The sequence below is a fragment of the Streptomyces sp. NPDC048566 genome (genome assembly GCF_043199735.1).
Taxonomy (GTDB): Bacteria; Actinomycetota; Actinomycetes; order Streptomycetales; family Streptomycetaceae; genus Streptomyces.
In genome coordinates, this window is sequence record NZ_JBICWL010000011.1 from 150930 (window position 1) to 167399 (window position 16470).

Annotated in this window: 14 protein-coding genes; 6 read left to right on the forward strand and 8 right to left on the reverse strand. The window is 73.5% G+C overall.

Annotated elements, in window-relative coordinates; translation table 11 throughout:
* Positions 1–112: 112 nt before the first annotated feature.
* Together ACGFS9_RS19110 and ACGFS9_RS19115 are read right to left on the reverse strand one after the other, a co-directional pair.
* Complete coding sequence (locus tag ACGFS9_RS19110) at positions 113–2212, reverse strand: DUF1996 domain-containing protein (RefSeq protein WP_393254585.1); 2100 nt, start codon at positions 2210–2212, stop codon at positions 113–115.
* Positions 2213–2549: 337 nt separating this feature from the next.
* Positions 2550–3668: a hypothetical protein gene (locus ACGFS9_RS19115; protein WP_393254586.1), complete on the reverse strand. Its 1119-nt coding sequence runs from the start codon at positions 3666–3668 to the stop codon at positions 2550–2552.
* 443 nt (positions 3669–4111) lie between these two features.
* On the opposite strand from ACGFS9_RS19115, the gene ACGFS9_RS19120 reads away from it, so the two are divergent.
* Positions 4112–5266 (forward strand): cystathionine gamma-synthase, encoded by a 1155-nt coding sequence (locus ACGFS9_RS19120; protein ID WP_393254588.1) that lies wholly within the window; start codon positions 4112–4114, stop codon positions 5264–5266.
* A gap of 10 nt (positions 5267–5276) precedes the next feature.
* Here ACGFS9_RS19120 and ACGFS9_RS19125 read toward each other — a convergent pair whose 3' ends face one another.
* The 3 genes from ACGFS9_RS19125 to ACGFS9_RS19135 form a co-directional block, all read right to left on the reverse strand.
* Positions 5277–5525, reverse strand: coding sequence for a hypothetical protein (locus ACGFS9_RS19125; protein WP_393254589.1), 249 nt, complete (start codon positions 5523–5525; stop codon positions 5277–5279).
* Positions 5522–6025 carry a sigma factor-like helix-turn-helix DNA-binding protein gene (locus ACGFS9_RS19130; RefSeq protein ID WP_393254590.1) on the reverse strand — a complete coding sequence of 168 codons (504 nt, stop codon included), beginning with the start codon at positions 6023–6025 and terminating at the stop codon, positions 5522–5524. The genes ACGFS9_RS19125 and ACGFS9_RS19130 overlap by 4 nt, the downstream gene beginning before the upstream one ends.
* Before the next feature lie 247 nt (positions 6026–6272).
* Positions 6273–6782, reverse strand: coding sequence for a MarR family winged helix-turn-helix transcriptional regulator (locus tag ACGFS9_RS19135; protein WP_393254668.1), 510 nt, complete (start codon positions 6780–6782; stop codon positions 6273–6275).
* Between the two features lie 165 nt (positions 6783–6947).
* On the opposite strand from ACGFS9_RS19135, the gene ilvA reads away from it, so the two are divergent.
* The 3 genes from ilvA to ACGFS9_RS19150 all read left to right on the forward strand — a co-directional run bounded on the left by ilvA (position 6948) and on the right by ACGFS9_RS19150 (position 10247).
* Positions 6948–8177 carry a threonine ammonia-lyase gene (gene ilvA / locus ACGFS9_RS19140; protein ID WP_393254591.1) on the forward strand — a complete coding sequence of 410 codons (1230 nt, stop codon included), beginning with the start codon at positions 6948–6950 and terminating at the stop codon, positions 8175–8177.
* Between the two features lie 211 nt (positions 8178–8388).
* Positions 8389–9393, forward strand: a complete 1005-nt coding sequence (locus tag ACGFS9_RS19145; RefSeq protein WP_393254593.1) for an ATP-binding cassette domain-containing protein — start codon at positions 8389–8391, stop codon at positions 9391–9393.
* Positions 9390–10247 carry an ABC transporter permease gene (locus ACGFS9_RS19150; RefSeq protein ID WP_393254595.1) on the forward strand — a complete coding sequence of 286 codons (858 nt, stop codon included), beginning with the start codon at positions 9390–9392 and terminating at the stop codon, positions 10245–10247. Before ACGFS9_RS19145 ends, ACGFS9_RS19150 begins: the two co-directional genes overlap by 4 nt.
* A 125-nt stretch (positions 10248–10372) precedes the next feature.
* On the opposite strand, the gene greA is transcribed toward ACGFS9_RS19150, so the two are convergent.
* Entirely contained in the window at positions 10373–10870 is a 498-nt protein-coding gene (gene greA / locus ACGFS9_RS19155) for a transcription elongation factor GreA (protein WP_366696793.1), read from the reverse strand.
* A 324-nt stretch (positions 10871–11194) separates the two neighbouring features.
* Positions 11195–11596, reverse strand: a complete 402-nt coding sequence (locus tag ACGFS9_RS19160; RefSeq protein ID WP_393254596.1) for a DUF4307 domain-containing protein — start codon at positions 11594–11596, stop codon at positions 11195–11197.
* Between the two features lie 150 nt (positions 11597–11746).
* On the opposite strand from ACGFS9_RS19160, the gene mca reads away from it, so the two are divergent.
* Entirely contained in the window at positions 11747–12628 is an 882-nt protein-coding gene (gene mca / locus ACGFS9_RS19165; RefSeq protein ID WP_393254598.1) for a mycothiol conjugate amidase Mca, read from the forward strand.
* Positions 12621–12899: a hypothetical protein gene (locus ACGFS9_RS19170; RefSeq protein ID WP_393254599.1), complete on the forward strand. Its 279-nt coding sequence runs from the start codon at positions 12621–12623 to the stop codon at positions 12897–12899. The genes mca and ACGFS9_RS19170 overlap by 8 nt, the downstream gene beginning before the upstream one ends.
* 244 nt (positions 12900–13143) lie before the next feature.
* On the opposite strand, the gene ACGFS9_RS19175 is transcribed toward ACGFS9_RS19170, so the two are convergent.
* Positions 13144–16347 (reverse strand): tetratricopeptide repeat protein, encoded by a 3204-nt coding sequence (locus ACGFS9_RS19175; protein ID WP_393254600.1) that lies wholly within the window; start codon positions 16345–16347, stop codon positions 13144–13146.
* Between the last annotated feature and the right edge of the window lie 123 nt (positions 16348–16470).

Consider the following 16470-nt stretch of genomic DNA (forward strand, 5'->3'; position numbering starts at 1 on the left):
ACGGCGCGCCGGCCCCGCGACCGCGGCGCGGCGGGAACCGGCACCGGCCGCCGCCGGCCCCCGCTGACGCGGGGGCCGGCGGCGGCCGGTGTTCGGGGACGTGCGGTGGGGATCAGACGGTGCGGCGCCTGCTGCGGATCAGCAGGACCACGCCCGCGAGCGCCAGCGCGCCTCCCGCCAGGGCCGGCCACAGGCTCGCGCCGGTCTCGGCGAGGCCGCCGGTCACCGTCTGCGGTTCGGTCTGCGCTCCCGCGTCGGAGACGTCGCCGCCCCCGGTGGACGGTGCCCCGGCGGCCGAAGGGGTCCCCTCCGCGGCCGGGGTCGCCGCCGTGTCCGCCGTGTCGGCCGAGTCGTCCGCCTGCTCGTCGGCGGAGTCGTCGTCCGTCTTGACGAGGGCGTCGTTCTGCTCGGCCTTCTGCGTGGCCGGGGGCGTCGCGGAGGACGCGGGGGCCGCCGTCGCGCCGCCCTTGTCGTCCTTGTCGCCCTTGTCGTCCTTCACCGTTCCCGTGTTGCCGGTGCCGGCGTTCCCGGAGTCCGTGCCGTGCTTGCCGCCCGAACCGGCGGACGTCCGCGTGGCACCCGGCTTCGCACCGCCCTGGTAACCGCCGTGACCCGAACCGGCGGTCGGCGGGACCGACGCCTTCGGCTCCACGGTGGCCCCCGAACCCGAACCCGAACCCGCACCCGCGTCGGCGCCGTCGTCCGCGCCGCCGGAGCCGGCGTCCGCACCCGCGCCGCACGTCCGCCCGCCGTTGATGCAGTCGACCATGCTGTTCATCAGCTTGTCGTCCATGACGCTGATGAAGTCGTCGTGGTCGGTGATCGCCTTGTGCAGCTGCTCCGGGAAGCCGTCCACCGCGAACGGGTTCTTCACCTGGCCGTTCTCGACGACCGGCGCCGGAACGTCGTACACCAGGCGCATCGTCAGCTGCGGAATGGCCTTGAAGCCGTTCTGGCACCGGCCCTCGGCGTCGGCGAAGGCCACGTGCGTCCGGTGGTTGGCGCTGTCGATGTTCTGCCCGTCCCAGCAGCTCTGGAAGGCGTAGCTGCGCACCACGTCACTGCCGCCGGGGCAGATCGGGTACTTGTCGGTCAGCTGCACCTTGTCCTCGAAGCCGGTGCAGCTCCAGTGCGCGTTGGCGTTCGCGGTGCCGTTGGTGAAGGCCTTGGCGTCGCCGGTGATGATGCGCAGGAACTTCGGCATCGCCACCACCTGGCCCTGCGGGCTGCCCACATAGGTGATGTCGGCCTTGGCCGCCTGGAGAATCCTGCCGACGTTGCCCTCGCCGCCACCGCCGGGGCGGCCCGCGTCGAACTCCTTGGTGCCGTCCTGGAGGCGCAGAACCGGCCAGTAGTACGACGACTTGTCCCCCTGCTCCGAGCAACTGGTCTCGGAGGCGGCCAGCTTGTCGTTGCTGGAGAAGGCGTCGACGCCCTGGTTGCCGACGTAGTCGTGGGTGTGGTGGGCGCCGTTGCCGACGCCGGGCGCGACGATGATGTTGTCGGTGTTGTACAGCTTGTTCTCGTTGACACCGCACTCGACCGAGAACGTGCCGGTCGAGGCGTCGCCGGAGGCGGCCGGCTTGCCCGGCACGTTCGGCTGGACCGTCGTGATGTCGACGAAGTCCGCGGCGACCGGACCGGCCGCGCCGTTGCCGTTGTCGTTCTGGCCGGTGCCGGGTGCGGCGGTGCCGCCGGAGCCGTCCTGGCCCCCCTCCCCGTTCCCGCCTTCGCCGGCCTGGTCCTGGGCACCGTTGCCCTGCTCGCAGGCGGCGAGGTCGTCCAGGGCGTCGGGGGCCTGGGCGCCCACCCGCTTCAGATCGAGCTGGATCCGGTCGATGACCGCGGCCCGCTTGTCCTTCAGCGGACCGAGGATGGCGTTCTGGACGAAACCGGGGTCCTGGGTCTGCGCCTGCGACGAGGAGGTCAGGCGGGTGTACGCCTCGGCGATCTGCTTGTCGAGGTTCGCCAGTTCCTTGTCGACCTCCGCGCGCGCCTCGTCCGGCACGTCGCTCAGCTTCTGCCCGACGTCCGGGCAGGAGATGGTGGCCGCTCCGGACGCCGCGGGCTGGTCCGCGCCGTCAGAGGGGCTTTCCGTTGCCGAGGCGTAGACATTGGCCGCAACCAGTGTGCCTCCGCCCAGGATCAGCGCGACCGCGGTGAGGGTCGCGCGGCGTGCGCCCGTGGGGCGTTTGCGCGTGTTGCGTCTCACTGGAAGTACTCCTACGCGTCGGGGCAGGCGTGTTTGAACCTCTGCTCCTGTACGCAGACGGCCCCTCCAGTGTTCAGCCGTCCCACGAATTCACGTCGGATTCCTTCCCCAACTCCCTTGCGTGAAGCGCCCGTCACCCCTTCGCGGGGTCTCGGTCACCCCCGCCGAGCAGCGCCTTCGCGACCCGGCACGGCGTCGCACCGGGCGCCGGCCGGGCAGGACGGCCGCGGCGACCGAGGTGTTTCCCCGGCCCCCGGCCGCGGGCCCGAACCGACGGCCTCGCGACCCGGTTGCCCCGTCGGCCGCAGGCTCTCGGCGAGCCCGCCCCGCGGCCCGCTCAGGCGGACAACGTCGCCGGGCTGCCGCCGTTGGCCTCGTAGCCCGCCACGGCCATCGCGCGGTAGATCGCGTAGTCCGCGGCCGGGTCCGGGGTGAGGGTCCACGGCAGGGCGCCGACGTGACCGTCCACGTGGACCAGCTGGCTCATCGCCTCGGACCAGCGCTCGCCGCGGACGAGGAAGAACACCAGCAGGTGGCGCACATGGGCCAGCATCGGGTCGTCGGGGCGGGCCGCGTGCACCGCGTAGAGCGCGCCGTGCACGGCCTTCGTCACGACCTCGCTCTGGTAGAAGCCGCGGACCAGATTCACCTCGGGGAGGTGCTCGAAGACGGCGAAGAGCGGCATCGCCGCGAGCAGCGAGCCCTGCGGCGCCCGGGCCGCGGCGGCCTCCGCGAAGGCGTACGCCGTCTCGCGCGAGCCGTGCCACTTCTCGCACCAGTAGTGCAGGGCCGCCAGATGCGCGCCCATGTGGGCGGGGGCGCGGTCCAGGATCTTCAGCCAGACCTGCTCGAACTCCGTCCGGTCGTACCCCAGCCCGCGCGCCACCGACAGCTCGATGATGTACGGCACCGGGTCGCCGGGGGAGAGCAGCGCCGCCTCGCCGCACGCGGCGCGCGCCTCCTCCATGATGATCCGGAAGTCGTCCGTGCCCGGCGTCGCCGTGCGCCACGCCTGCTGGACCAGGAACTCCGCGTGCACCGCCGCGCCGCCCGCGTCCTTGGGGGCCTCGGCGCGCCACACGCGCAGCCACTGGCCTCCGGGCGTCTCGCTGACCCCGCCGGGTCGCCGGCTCAGTTCCAGCGACGCGGCACCGGCGAAGGCCTGCACCCGCTGCCAGCGCGTCTCGCCCGCGATCTCCGTGCCGGCGAGCAGCTGGGAGGCGGCCCGGTGGTCCTGGGTGCGCTGCACGACGTCCAGCACGTCCACCAGATCGGCGTCCGGGCCCGGCATGCGGACGTCCAGCTCCTCCTGCCGCAGGAACCCGTAGGTCGCCGGGTCCGCACCGTCCGGATCGCCGGGCGCCACCAGCTGCACACCGGCGCGCCTGCGGCGCAGCACCGGCAGCAGGACCAGGCTGAACATGGCCAGCGCCATCAGGACCCAGAGAATCTCCATGCCACCAGCGAACCAGACGGGTCCGACAATTGGCCAACCCGGTTCCGGGGCGCGACCACCCGGTCGTTCCCGGTCACCGCCGGCCCCCGGACCGGCACCGGCCCGTGCGCCCGGACACCCCGGGACGGACCGTGTCCGGAGCCCGGACCGGCCCATCCCGGCACCCGAACCCGGGGCCGTGTCCGGGCCGTCCCGGCCGGGTCCGTGTCCCGGCCGTCCCCGCCCGGTCCGCCCCCGCGGGTGCGCCCGCCCCGCCCGCGCACCCGCGGTACGGACGGGGCCCGGCGGGCGTGTCCGCGGGACGCCCGCCGACCGGCCGTCCGTCCTCACGGCGTCCCCGATGCGCGGCATCCCCGGTCCGGGCGGCGCGGCATCCCCGGTCCGCGCCGCCCGGCACCGCGCCCGCCGTCACCATCGCCGCCGGAGCACTACGCTCGGGACCCATGAGCGACAGGCACATCAGTCAGCATTTCGAGACCCTCGCGATCCACGCGGGCAACACCGCGGATCCCCTGACCGGCGCGGTCGTCCCGCCGATCTACCAGGTCTCGACCTACAAGCAGGACGGCGTCGGCGGGCTGCGCGGCGGCTACGAGTACAGCCGCAGCGCCAATCCCACCCGGACCGCCCTGGAAGAGAACCTCGCCGCCCTGGAGGGCGGCAGCCGCGGTCTCGCGTTCGCGTCCGGACTGGCGGCCGAGGACTGCCTGCTGCGCACGCTGCTGAGCCCCGGTGACCACGTGGTCATCCCGAACGACGCCTACGGCGGTACCTTCCGCCTCTTCGCCAAGGTCGTCTCCCGATGGGGCGTGGAGTGGTCGGTCGCCGACACTGGCGACCTCGACTCGGTGCGGGCGGCCATCACGCCCCGGACCAAGGCCGTCTGGGTCGAGACGCCGTCCAACCCGCTCCTCGGCATCACGGACATCGCCGCGGTCGCCCAGGTCGCGCGGGACGCCGGCGCCCGGCTCGTCGTCGACAACACCTTCGCCACGCCGTACCTCCAGCAGCCGCTGGCGCTCGGCGCGGACGTCGTCGTGCACTCCCTGACCAAGTACATGGGCGGCCACTCCGACGTCGTCGGCGGCGCCCTGATCACCGCGGACCGGGAACTCGGCGAGGAACTGGCCTACCACCAGAACGCGATGGGCGCGGTCGCCGGGCCCTTCGACTCCTGGCTGGTGCTGCGCGGCACCAAGACGCTCTCCGTGCGCATGGACCGGCACAGCGAGAACGCGGCCAAGGTCGCGGACATGCTCAGCCGGCACGCGCGTGTGACGCGCGTGCTCTACCCGGGCCTCCCGGAGCACCCGGGCCACGAGATCGCCGCCAAGCAGATGCGGTCGTTCGGCGGCATGGTGTCCTTCCAGGTCGCGGGAGGCGAGGAGGCGGCCGTCGAGGTCTGCAACCGCGCCAAGGTGTTCACTCTCGGCGAGTCCCTCGGCGGCGTGGAGTCGCTGATCGAGCACCCGGGCCGGATGACGCACGCGTCCGCGGCCGGCTCCGCCCTGGAGGTCCCCGCCGACCTGGTCCGCGTCTCCGTGGGCATCGAGAACGCCGACGACCTGCTCCAGGACCTTCAGCAGGCCCTGGGCTGACCCGCCCGCCTCACCAGGTGGACAGGGGTGGGGTCGTCTCCGACGGCGGCTCCACCCACGGGTGCGCGGTGGCGGCCCAGACCAGGAAGACCACGGCCGCCGCGCACAGCACCGCCCACAGCACGCGTCGCGCCGCCCGTCTGCGGCGCAGCATGCGCCCGCCGCGGCGGACGGCCTCCTCGTGCAGGCCCGGCGGCACCGCCGGCGGCGTCCGCTCCAGCAGCCGCCGCACGGCCGCCTCGCGCTCCGCGAGATTCACGACGGAGCCACCTCCATCCGGGCCGGTGCCGGGCCGCGCGGCGGATGCAGCAGGGTCGCCGTCGCCCGCGCGCAGACCGCCCGCACGCGCTCCGCGGGAAGCCCCAGCAGGGCCGCCGTCTGCTCCTCGGCGACCCCCTCGTACAGCCTCAGGACGAGGATCAGCCGCTCGTGCGGGGTGAGCCGGGCCAGCACGCTGTCCGGGGCCGGCGAGGGGCGCAGCCGTCCGAGGCCGCCGTACCGGTGCCAGGCGGCGCGCTGGAAGCGCACGGCGAGCTGGGCCCGGGTGCCGTCGTAGGGGTCGTCGCCGCGCAGCCGGTCCCAGGAGGCGTACGTGTGGGCGAGGGACACGGCGAGCAGGCGCCGCGCGCGCGGGTTGGCGTCCGCCGGCTCCGCCGTGAGCAGCGTGGCGGTCTGGAGCAGCCGCCCGGCCGCGCCCGCGACGAACGCCTCGAACTCCCGGGCCCGCCGGGCGGCCTGCGACGCGTGCCGTTCTCGCACCGTGCCTCCCGTCCGAGGGCGACCTGTGGAAGCGGGTCCGCGGCCGTGTGCGGCCCGTCGCACCCGGTGCGACGGGGACCCGGTCTCATATGAGGGCAGCCGCCGCCTTCCGGTCAAGAGCCCCGCCGCGCCCGCCCGACCCGTCCGCGCGCCGCGCACGCCCGCGCGGGGCGCGCGCGGGGGAGGCCGTCCGGCCGTCCGGTGGCGCTGCCGCGCCACCCGGGGACCCGACCGGCGTCCGGGTGGCTCAGGAGGAGGCCGGGTCGGGGTCCGCGGCCGGTACGCCGTGGGACGCCTGGCGGGCGGAGAGCGCGGTGTTGAAGCGGGTGAGCAGGGAGCAGAACGCCGCACGCTCCTCCGGCTCCCAGCCGCTCGTCAGTTCGGCCATCAGTTGGCGGCGTGACGTGCGTACTTCGTCGAGCCTGGCCTGACCGCGCGGCGACAGCTGGAGCACCACGGCCCGTCCGTCCTCGGGGTGCGAGGTGCGCTTGACGAGCCCGGTGTCCACGAGCGGGGCGACCTGCCGGGTGACCGTCGAGGAGTCGATGCCCATGCTCGCGGCGAGCGCCTTGACGCCCATCGGGCCTTCCTTGTCGAGGCGGTTGAGCAGCAGGTACGCGGCGCGGTCCATGGAGTTGCGCACCTGCCCCACTCCGCCGAGCCGGGTCTGTTCCGCACGGCGCGCGAAGACCGCGACCTCGTGCTGGAGGGTTTCGAGGAGACCGGTGTCACCGACGGTCGTCATGTCCATCGACATCTCTGGTGTTGTGGGCATGGCCGGGGGCTCAATTCATGCGTGGGGAGCTGGGTTGGGGGACAGGGTACGCGGCCGGGGCGCGGGCCGTACCGACGCTGCGCAAACCCGGTCTCGGAGGGTGGTCACGGCGGGGGTGCGCCCGCGTGAACTGCGAGACTGGGCGCCATGAGCTACGGCACGGCTGACCTCTCTCCCAGTGTGACGCTCGACGACGTGCGCGGCGCGCAGAAGATGCTCACCGGGGTGGCGCGGACGACGGCGCTGGAGGGCAGCCGGTACCTGTCGCGGCTGGTGGGCGAGCCGGTGCACCTCAAGTGCGAGAACCTCCAGCGGACGGGGTCCTTCAAGCTGCGCGGCGCCTACGTGCGGATCGCGGGCCTGCGCCCGGAGGAGCGCGCGGCCGGGGTCGTCGCGGCGAGCGCGGGCAACCACGCGCAGGGGGTGGCCCTCGCGTCCTCGCTGCTCGGCGTGCGCTCCACGGTCTTCATGCCGACCGGCGCCCCGCTGCCGAAGGTCGCGGCCACCCGGCACTACGGCGCCGAGGTGAGGCTGCACGGTCAGGTCGTCGACGAGACGCTGGCCGCGGCGCAGGAGTACGCGGCGCGGACCGGAGCCGTGTTCATCCATCCCTTCGACCACCCGGACATCATCGCCGGGCAGGGCACGGTCGGCCTGGAGATCCTGGACCAGTGCCCCGAGGTCCGCACGATCGTGGTGGGAGTCGGCGGCGGCGGGCTCGCAGCGGGCGTGGCGGTCGCGGTGAAGGAGCTGCGTCCGGACGTGCGCCTCGTGGGCGTGCAGGCGGAGGGGGCGGCGGCCTACCCGCCCTCGCTGGCCTCCGGGCGCCCGGTGTCGATCGAGCGCCCGGCGACCATGGCCGACGGCATCAAGGTGGGCCGCCCCGGGGACGTGCCGTTCCGGCTCGTCGAGCAGCTGGTCGACGAGGTGCGCACCGTCTCGGAGAACAACCTCTCCAGCGCGCTGCTGCTGTGCCTGGAGCGGGCCAAGCTGGTCGTCGAGCCGGCCGGCGCGAGCCCCGTGGCGGCGCTGCTGGCCGACCCGGAGGGCTTCGAGGGACCGGTGGTGGCGCTGCTCTCGGGCGGGAACGTGGACCCCCTGCTGATGCAGCGCATCCTGCGGCACGGCATGGCGGCGGGCGGCCGGTACCTCGCCGTCACCCTCCGGCTGACCGACCGGCCCGGCGCGCTGGCCACACTCCTCGGGGTGTTGTCAGTGGCGGATGCCAATGTTCTCGACGTGAGTCACGTACGGACCGACCCCCGGCTCGGGCTCACGGAGGTGGAGGTCGAACTCCAGCTGGAGACGAAGGGGCCCGAGCACTGCGCCGCGGTCAACCGCGCGCTGCGCGAGGCGGGATACACGGTCATCGACTGAGGCCGGCACCGTGTCCACCGCCCGGACCCCTCCGCGGAAAACCCGTTGAGGCACGCGATACATCGCGTTAGGGTCTGAGCGTCGGCGCGTCCCGGACGTCCGGGTGGCGACGAGCCGGAGCCGCCCCGGCGGTCACCATCCGGGATTCCCGGCGACCGGGACTCCCCGCACACCGACCATTCGAACAACCCCGAAGACGTGGAGAATTCTTATGCCAGGTGCCATCTACGCCGAAGGTCTGGTGAAGACCTTCGGCGACGTAAGGGCTCTGGACGGCGTCGATCTCGACGTCCCGGAAGGCACGGTCCTCGGCCTCCTCGGGCCGAACGGCGCGGGAAAGACCACCGCCGTCCGCTGCCTGACCACGCTGCTGCGCCCCGACAGCGGCCGGGCCGTGGTCGCGGGTATCGACGTGCTCAAGCACCCCGACGCGGTCCGCCGCAGCATCGGCCTGTCCGGGCAGTTCGCCGCGGTCGACGAGTACCTGACCGGCCGGGAGAACCTCCAGATGGTCGGCCAGCTCTACCAGATGCGCGCGGGGGCCGCGAAGGCCCGGGCGGCCGAGCTGCTGGAGCAGTTCAACCTCACGGAGGCCGCCGACCGCACCACCAAGACCTACTCCGGCGGCATGCGCCGCCGGCTCGACCTGGCGGCGGCCCTCGTCGTGTCCCCGCCGGTCATGTTCATGGACGAGCCGACCACCGGCCTCGACCCGCGCAACCGCCAGCAGCTGTGGGAGGTCATCAAGCAGCTCGTCTCCGGCGGCACGACCCTGCTGCTGACCACGCAGTACCTGGAGGAGGCCGACCACCTCGCCCACGACATCTGCGTCGTCGACCACGGCCGCGTCATCGCCCGCGGCACCGCCGACGCCCTGAAGGCGCAGACCGGCGGCGAGCGGGTCGAGGTCGTCGTGCACGAGCGCGAGCACATCGCCGGCGCCTCCGAGGTGCTGCGCGGCTTCGGCAAGGGCGAGACCACGGTGGAGGAGCACACCCGCAAGCTCACCGTGCCGGTCAGCGGCGGCGCGAAACTCCTCGCGGAGGTCATCCGCGAGCTGGACGCGCGCGGCATCGAGATCGACGACATCGGCCTGCGCCGCCCCACCCTCGACGACGTCTTCCTCTCCCTGACCGGCCACGCCGCCGAGGAGCAGCCCGCGTCGGGCGACGACGCATCCCGTTCGGACCAGCACGACAAGGAGACCGCCACATGAGCGCCGCCACCGACACCGTGCAGGTCATGCCGCGGGGCAACGCCGTCGGACAGTCCGTCCGGGACTCCCTGGTGATGGCCAGACGCAACCTGATCAGGATGTCCCGCATCCCCGAGGTGGTGATCTTCGGGCTGATCCAGCCGATCATGTTCGTGGTGCTGTTCACCTACGTCTTCGGCGGATCGATGAAGATCGGCGGCAGCACCAGCTCCTCCGCCTACACCAACTTCCTGATGGCCGGCATCTTCGCCCAGACCGTCACGTTCGCCACCGCCGGAGCGGGCGCGGGCATCGCCGACGACATGCACAAGGGGCTCGTCGACCGCTTCCGCTCACTGCCCATGGCCCGCGGCGCGGTCCTCACCGGCCGCACGCTCGCCGACCTCGTGCAGACCGCGCTCACCCTGCTGGTCCTCGCCGGGGTCGCCCTGCTGGTCGGCTGGCGCGTCGGCTCCTACGGCAGCACCAACGCGTTCCGGGTCGCGGGGGCCTTCGGCCTGCTGCTCCTGCTCGGATACGCCTTCACCTGGATCGGCGCCCTCATCGGCCTGTCCGTGCGCACGCCCGAGGCGGCCACCTCCGGCGGGCTGATCTGGCTCTTCCCGGTCACCTTCATCTCGAACGCGTTCGTGGACACCTCCAACATGACCCCCTGGCTGCGCCACGTCGCCGACTGGAACCCGTTCAGCGCCACCGTGCAGGCCTGCCGCGTGCTGTTCGCCAACCCCGGGCAGTCGACCTCCGGCGCCTGGCCCATGCAGCACTCCGTCTGGGCCTCGGTCATCTACTCGGTGCTCATCATCCTGATCTTCCGGACCCTGGCGGTCCGCAAGTACCGCTCGGCGACCGCCTGACCCTTCCGGCGGCCGCGCACCCCTCCGCCGGGGGGAGCGCCGGTCGCCGGACCGGCGGGCGCCCGGACAGCGCGATGCCCCCGGCCGTCCGGCCGGGGGCATCGCTGTCGTCGCAGGTCCTGGGCTCAGCCCTGGTAGGGCACGGCCTTGAGGATCTTGACCTTGGCGAGCTTGCCGTTGGGCAGCTCGTACTCGGCGTCCTCGCCGACCTTCTTGCCGGTCACGCCGGAGCCCAGCGGGGACTGCGGGGAGAAGGTCTCGATGTCGGAGCTCGCGTACTCGCGGGAGGCGAGCAGGAAGTCCAGGGTGTCGTCCTCGTCGCCGTCGAAAGCGATGGTGACGACCATGCCTGGTGCGACCGCGCCGTCCGCCGCGGGAGCCTCGCCGACCTTGGCGTTCTCCAGGAGCTGGGTCAGCTGGCGCACACGGAGCTCCTGCTTGCCCTGCTCTTCCTTGGCCGCGTGGTACCCGCCGTTCTCGCGCAGATCGCCCTCCTCGCGCGCGGCCGCGATCTTGGCGGCGATCTCCGTGCGCGCAGGACCAGACAGGTGATCCAGCTCGGCCTTGAGCTGGTTGTACGCCTCCTGGGTCAGCCAGGTGACGTTCTCGCTGGTCTGGGTCACAGGTGCTCCTCGTAGTGACTGGGATACAAAGCATCGCCCTACCCAGAAGAATGTGCGTTCACAGGAGGGCGAAACCACGAGCCTAACAATTCAGCGGCCCGGACGGGAGGACATAAGACACCAGAATTACGTCTCCGCAGGTCGGCGCGGGGGCTCCGCAGCGGCCCCGGGCCGCGTCCGGCGCCGGCCCCGGGCGATGCGCCGCCGACCGGTCACCCGCGGTCACGAAGGGCCGCTCCCGGGGAACGCCGGCACCGGCGCCGCGGACCACGCCGGCGGGCCGGAACGGGCGGCGGACGGGCGCGACCTCCCGACGGGCCCCGCTCAGCCGCTGTGGCAGCCGAGCAGCTCCGCCGTCGACCCGCGGGCCGTCGTGCGCAGCGTGACCACCTGGTCGACGCGGGAGGCGTCCTGGTCGAAACGGAAGTCCGCGCGACCCACCTCGACACCGTCCGCGTCCTGCGAGCGCAGCGTGCAGTAGCCGCTCGAACCGGCGTCCTTGTGCACCTCCAGGTGCGCCTCGACCGCGCTGTCCGAGACGGCCTTGAAGGTGATCACCTGCGCACTGATCGTGGTGCCGCCGACGTAGTGGAAGCCGAACCAGCCGATCAGGGCGATCAGAGCGGCGCCGAGAACGCCCCCGACGGCCTTCAGCCTCCGGTCCGCGCGGTCGTCCGCGGAGCGGCCGTAGCGGCCCTCGGGCACCCGCGTGCTCGCCGTGGTCATGATCGTCCTCTCGGCCGGGTCCCGCACCGGGACCCCGGAATTATTCGCCCCCCGATTCCGTCACTATAGAAGCCGCCCATCGCGCCGATTCACGCCGGGCGCCGACAGCCGATCCACTCTGGCGACAGCCGACCGACCGAGGATTGAGTCTTGACTGACCAGCTGCGACTGATGGCCGTGCACGCCCACCCCGACGACGAGTCGAGCAAGGGCGCGGCCACCATGGCGAAGTACGTGTCCGAGGGGGTGGACGTGCTGGTCGTGACCTGCACGGGCGGGGAGCGCGGCTCCATCCTCAACCCCAAGCTGCAGGGCGACTCGTACATCGAGGAGCACATCCACGAGGTGCGCAAGAAGGAGATGGACGAGGCGCGCGAGATCCTCGGCGTCCGCCAGGAGTGGCTCGGCTTCGTCGACTCGGGGCTGCCCGAGGGCGACCCCCTGCCGCCCCTTCCGGAGGGCTGCTTCGCCCTGGAGGACGTCGACAAGGCGGCCGGCGAGCTCGTCCGGCAGATCCGCTCGTTCCGCCCGCAGGTGATCACCACCTACGACGAGAACGGCGGCTACCCGCACCCCGACCACATCATGACCCACAAGATCACGATGGTGGCGTTCGACGGCGCCGCGGACACCGGGAAGTACCCCGAGGCCGAGTACGGCCCGGCCTTCCAGCCCCGCAAGCTGTACTACAACCAGGGCTTCAACCGGCCGCGCACCGAGGCCCTGCACAACGCCCTGCTCGACCGCGGCATGGAGTCGCCGTACGGGGACTGGCTCAAGCGCTGGAAGGACTTCGAGCGCACCGAGCGCACGCTGACCACCCACGTCCCCTGCGCGGACTTCTTCGAGATCCGGGACAAGGCGCTCATCGCGCACGCCACCCAGATCGACCCCGACGGCGGCTGGTTCAAGGTCCCGATGGACCTCCAGCGCGAGGTCTGGCCCACCGAGGAGTACGAGCTGGCGAAGTCCCTCGTCGATACCTCCCTCCCCGAGGACGACCTCTTTGCGGGCATCCGCGACAATGCCTGACATGAGCGCAAGCCTGGCACTGACGCACCTCGTCCCTCTCGCCAAGGAGGTCGACGAGAACAAGGTCACCCCCGGCGTCCTCGGCTTCATCGTGTTCGCGGTGATGGCCCTGGCCGTCTGGGGCCTGATGAAGTCCATGAACCGCCACATGGGCAAGGTCGACTTCACGGAGCCCGCCGAGGACACGGCCGACTCCGGCACCGCGGACCGGTCCCCGTCGGCCGGCTCCGGCTCCACCGGCTCCGGCGGAGCCGCACCCGCGAAGGGCTGAGCACACCGTCCCGGGCCCCGCACGCGAGGCCCGGGACGGGGACCGCGACCGCCCGTACCCCTTCCACCGCCCCGGCGATCCGGGGCGCGCAACGGTCCGGACCGGCCGCGGCGCCGACCCCGCCCACCGGCCCGACGGGCTCCGGGCGCTCCCGGGCCTCGGCACGGCGGGCCGGGGCTGCCCGTCCCGTGCCCGCGTGCGGGCCCCGGACCGCCCCGCCTCCCGGCGCGGTGCGGCCCGGCCCTCAGTCGCGGGCCGACGCCACCGTCACGCCCATCACCTCCCGGGCGTGCCGGCCCGGCACCATGCCCAGCCGCCACGCCTGCCAGCCGGCGTCCAGATCCACCCCCCGCTCCAGCAGGAGCCCGTAGGCCTCGATGCAGTCGTCCAGCCTCCCGTCCCGCGTCGCATGACCGCTCCGGGCCAGCTGCGCCAGCTCCTCCTGCGCCACCGCGGCCCCCACCTCGTACCCGCCCGGCGCCGCGTACGGCAGCAGTGTGCCGCGCAGGAAACGCGCCCAGTCCTCGCCCCGGTGGTCGCCGTAGGACGCGAACAGGCCGATCGCCTCGTCGCACAACCCCATCGCCTGCTGCACCCGGCCGTTGCCCGCGTCGACCACGGCCAGCTCCAGACACGTCCACGCCTCGCCGTGCGCCACCCCGATGCGCTGGAAGTCCGCGCGGGCGTCGACCAGGAGCTGCCGGGCGAAGCCGGAGTTGCGCAGCGAACCCGTCTGCGCGGCCCGCTGGTCACGCGTCACCCGGGCCGAGTGATGACGGGCACAGGCGAGCCCGTACACGTCCCGCATCCGCGAGAACATCGTCCGCGACCGCTCCAGCTCACGCACCGCCTGGTCCAGACTCCCCGTCTCCTCCAGCGCCTGCCCCAGGTAGTAGACCGTCCACGCCTCACCCCGGGCGTCCTCGTTCTCCCGGTGACGGGCCGCCGCCTGGCGCAGCCCGTCGACGGCCGACGACGCGTCGCCCTCCACCAGCCGCGCCCGCGCCAGCTGGGTCAGCGCCCACGCCTCCCCCCGCGCGTCGCGTGTCCGGCCGTACAGCTCCAGCGCCTCGCGCAGCTCCCGGTCGGCCCGCGGCACGTCACCCATCCGCAGCCCGAGCTGACCGAGCTGGAAGTGCGCCCACGCCTCGCCGTGCACCGAACCACTGGCCCGGTGCAGCACCAGCGCCTCGGTGAGCAGATCGAGCGCCTGCGCCAGCCGCGACCGGTCCCGCTCCACCGCCGCCAGGGCGTGCATCGTCCACGCCCGGTCCGCCGCCAGTTCCGGAGCGGCCTGGAGATCCATCGCCTCCCGGAGCCTGGCCGCCGCCTCCGCCAGATTGCCCTGGTGATGCAGCGTGATCCCCAGCGAACACAGCGCCCGCGCCGCGCCCGCGTCGTGATGCGCCTCGAAATACAGGTCCACCACCGACGCCAGCGTCGTCCGCGCCTTGTCCAGCTCGCCCAGCTGCCGGGCCGCGATACCGGTCCGCCACCGCACCGAGCGGACCAGCAGCCCCTGGTCGACCGCCTGCGTCAGCTCACTGATCTCGCCCAGCCGGTACAGGTCACCCCGCAACAGGCAGTAGTCGCACAACGCCCCCAGCAGATGCAGGACCGCCGCCTGGTCCACCCCCTCCGCGTGCCGCAGGGCCGAGGTGATGAAACTCGACTCGTCGTCCAGCCAGCGCAGCGCCGCGTCCAGCGAGGTGAAGCCGTGCGGACCGAACCGGTCGGCGCGCGTCGACGTCTTCCCGTCGACCAGCCGGATCACGGAGTCGGCCAGCTCCGCGTAGTTCACGATCAGGCGCTCCTGCGCCGCGGTCCGCTCCGCCGCCTCCTCCTCGTCGAGCAGCCGGGCCGCCGCGAACACCCGCACCAGGTCGTGCAGCCGGTAACGACTGCCCCGCACATGGTCGATCAGGCCCGCCCGCGCCAGCTCGGTCAGATGCCGAGTCGCCTCCGGCTCGTCCGCCGCGAGGAGCGCGGCCGCCGCCGCGGCCCCCAGCGAGGCGCGCCCCGCCAGCGCCAGCCGCCTCAGCAGCCGGCGCGCCGTCTCCGACTGGTCGGTGTACCGCAGCCACAGCACCCGCTCCACGGGCTCCACCGGGCCGTAGGCCGCCAGATCGCCCGCCAGCCGGCGCGCGCTGCGTGGACCCAGCGAGGACCCCGCCACCCGCAGGGCCAGCGGCAACCCGCCGCACAACTCCCTGACCCGGTCGATCGATTCGGCGTCGTACGGACCCGAGGCGTCCTGCGCCGACGCGCCGAGCACCTCCTCGGCACCCGCCGCGTCCAGCGCCTCGACGGGCACCTGGTGCACCCACGCCGCGAGATCGGCCGGCAGGTCCAGCGGCTTGCGCGCGGTGACCAGGACGAGGCTCTCCGACCGCTCCGGAACGAGGGCGCGCACCTGCTCGACATCGCCGGCGTCGTCCAGCACGATCACCACCGGCAGCCCCGTCAGATGCTGGTAGTACAGCTCGCTCAGCCGCCTGACCTGCTGGTCCTGCGCGGCACGCTCACGGAACAACAGCTGTTCGCGGGGCGCGCCCAGCCGGTTCAGCAGGTGCAGCAGCGCGTCCCTGGTGGCGAGCGGCGGATCGTCGGCACTGTCGCCCCGCAGGTCCACCACGCACGCGCCGCGGAACTGGTCCCGCAGGGCGTGCGCCGCACGGATCGCCAGCGTGGTGCGGCCGGACCCGGGCGCCCCGTGCAGGACGACCACGACCGGTTTCGTCTCGGTGCTCGCCCGCGCCGCCTGCACCCACTGCGCGACCCGCGACAGTTCACCGCGCCGCCCGGCGAACGGCCCCTCGGGCTCGGGAAGGTGACCGAAGGACTGCTCCAGGACACTGCGCCGGCGGGCCGCCGCGCTCTTGTCCGTACGCCGCAGTTGAGGAGCCCCCTTCTTCGCACCGGCCGTGGAGCCCAGCACCCGCTGCTGGTCCAGGAACGGCCGGACGCCCCGGACCTCCAGGGCGGTCAGCCACTGGAGGCGCAACTGCTCCGGCCCGCCCGGCCGGCTCAGCGCCCCGGCGCGGCGGCTGGCGGCGGGCACGTGGGTGGCCGTCACCTTGAGGACGGTGGTCGCCGCGCCCGCCACCGCCACCGTCGCCCCCGCGCCGACGGCCGTCCCCGCCCCGGCGCCCAGGGCCAGATCGGCGACGAGGGCAGCCGCCGCGCCGACGGCCGCCACCAGCAGGGGCGTTCCGGCCCCTTCCCGCGCGTAGCGCTGCCCGAAGGTCTGCTGTCCCGCCGCCGCCTCGTCCAGGGCCCGGGTGTACGTCGCGTACTCCTCGGCGGCGGTCCGTGCCATGGCGTCGAGTCCGGCCCGGGCCCGCGACAGCAGCACACCACCGTCGACCCGCCCGCCCGTGCGGCGCACCTCCTCCTCGACGGCCCTGGCCAACAGGCGCTCGGCCTCCGCCCGGTGGCTCTCCCGCATCTCACGTCCCCCTCCGGCAGCAACTCGTGGACCTACGAGTGTCCTTCGGGAGCGACCCGAGCGCGAGAGGGCCGGGGATCACGGGACGACGACGGGAGGACGGCTCCGGCCGCGACGCGAGGT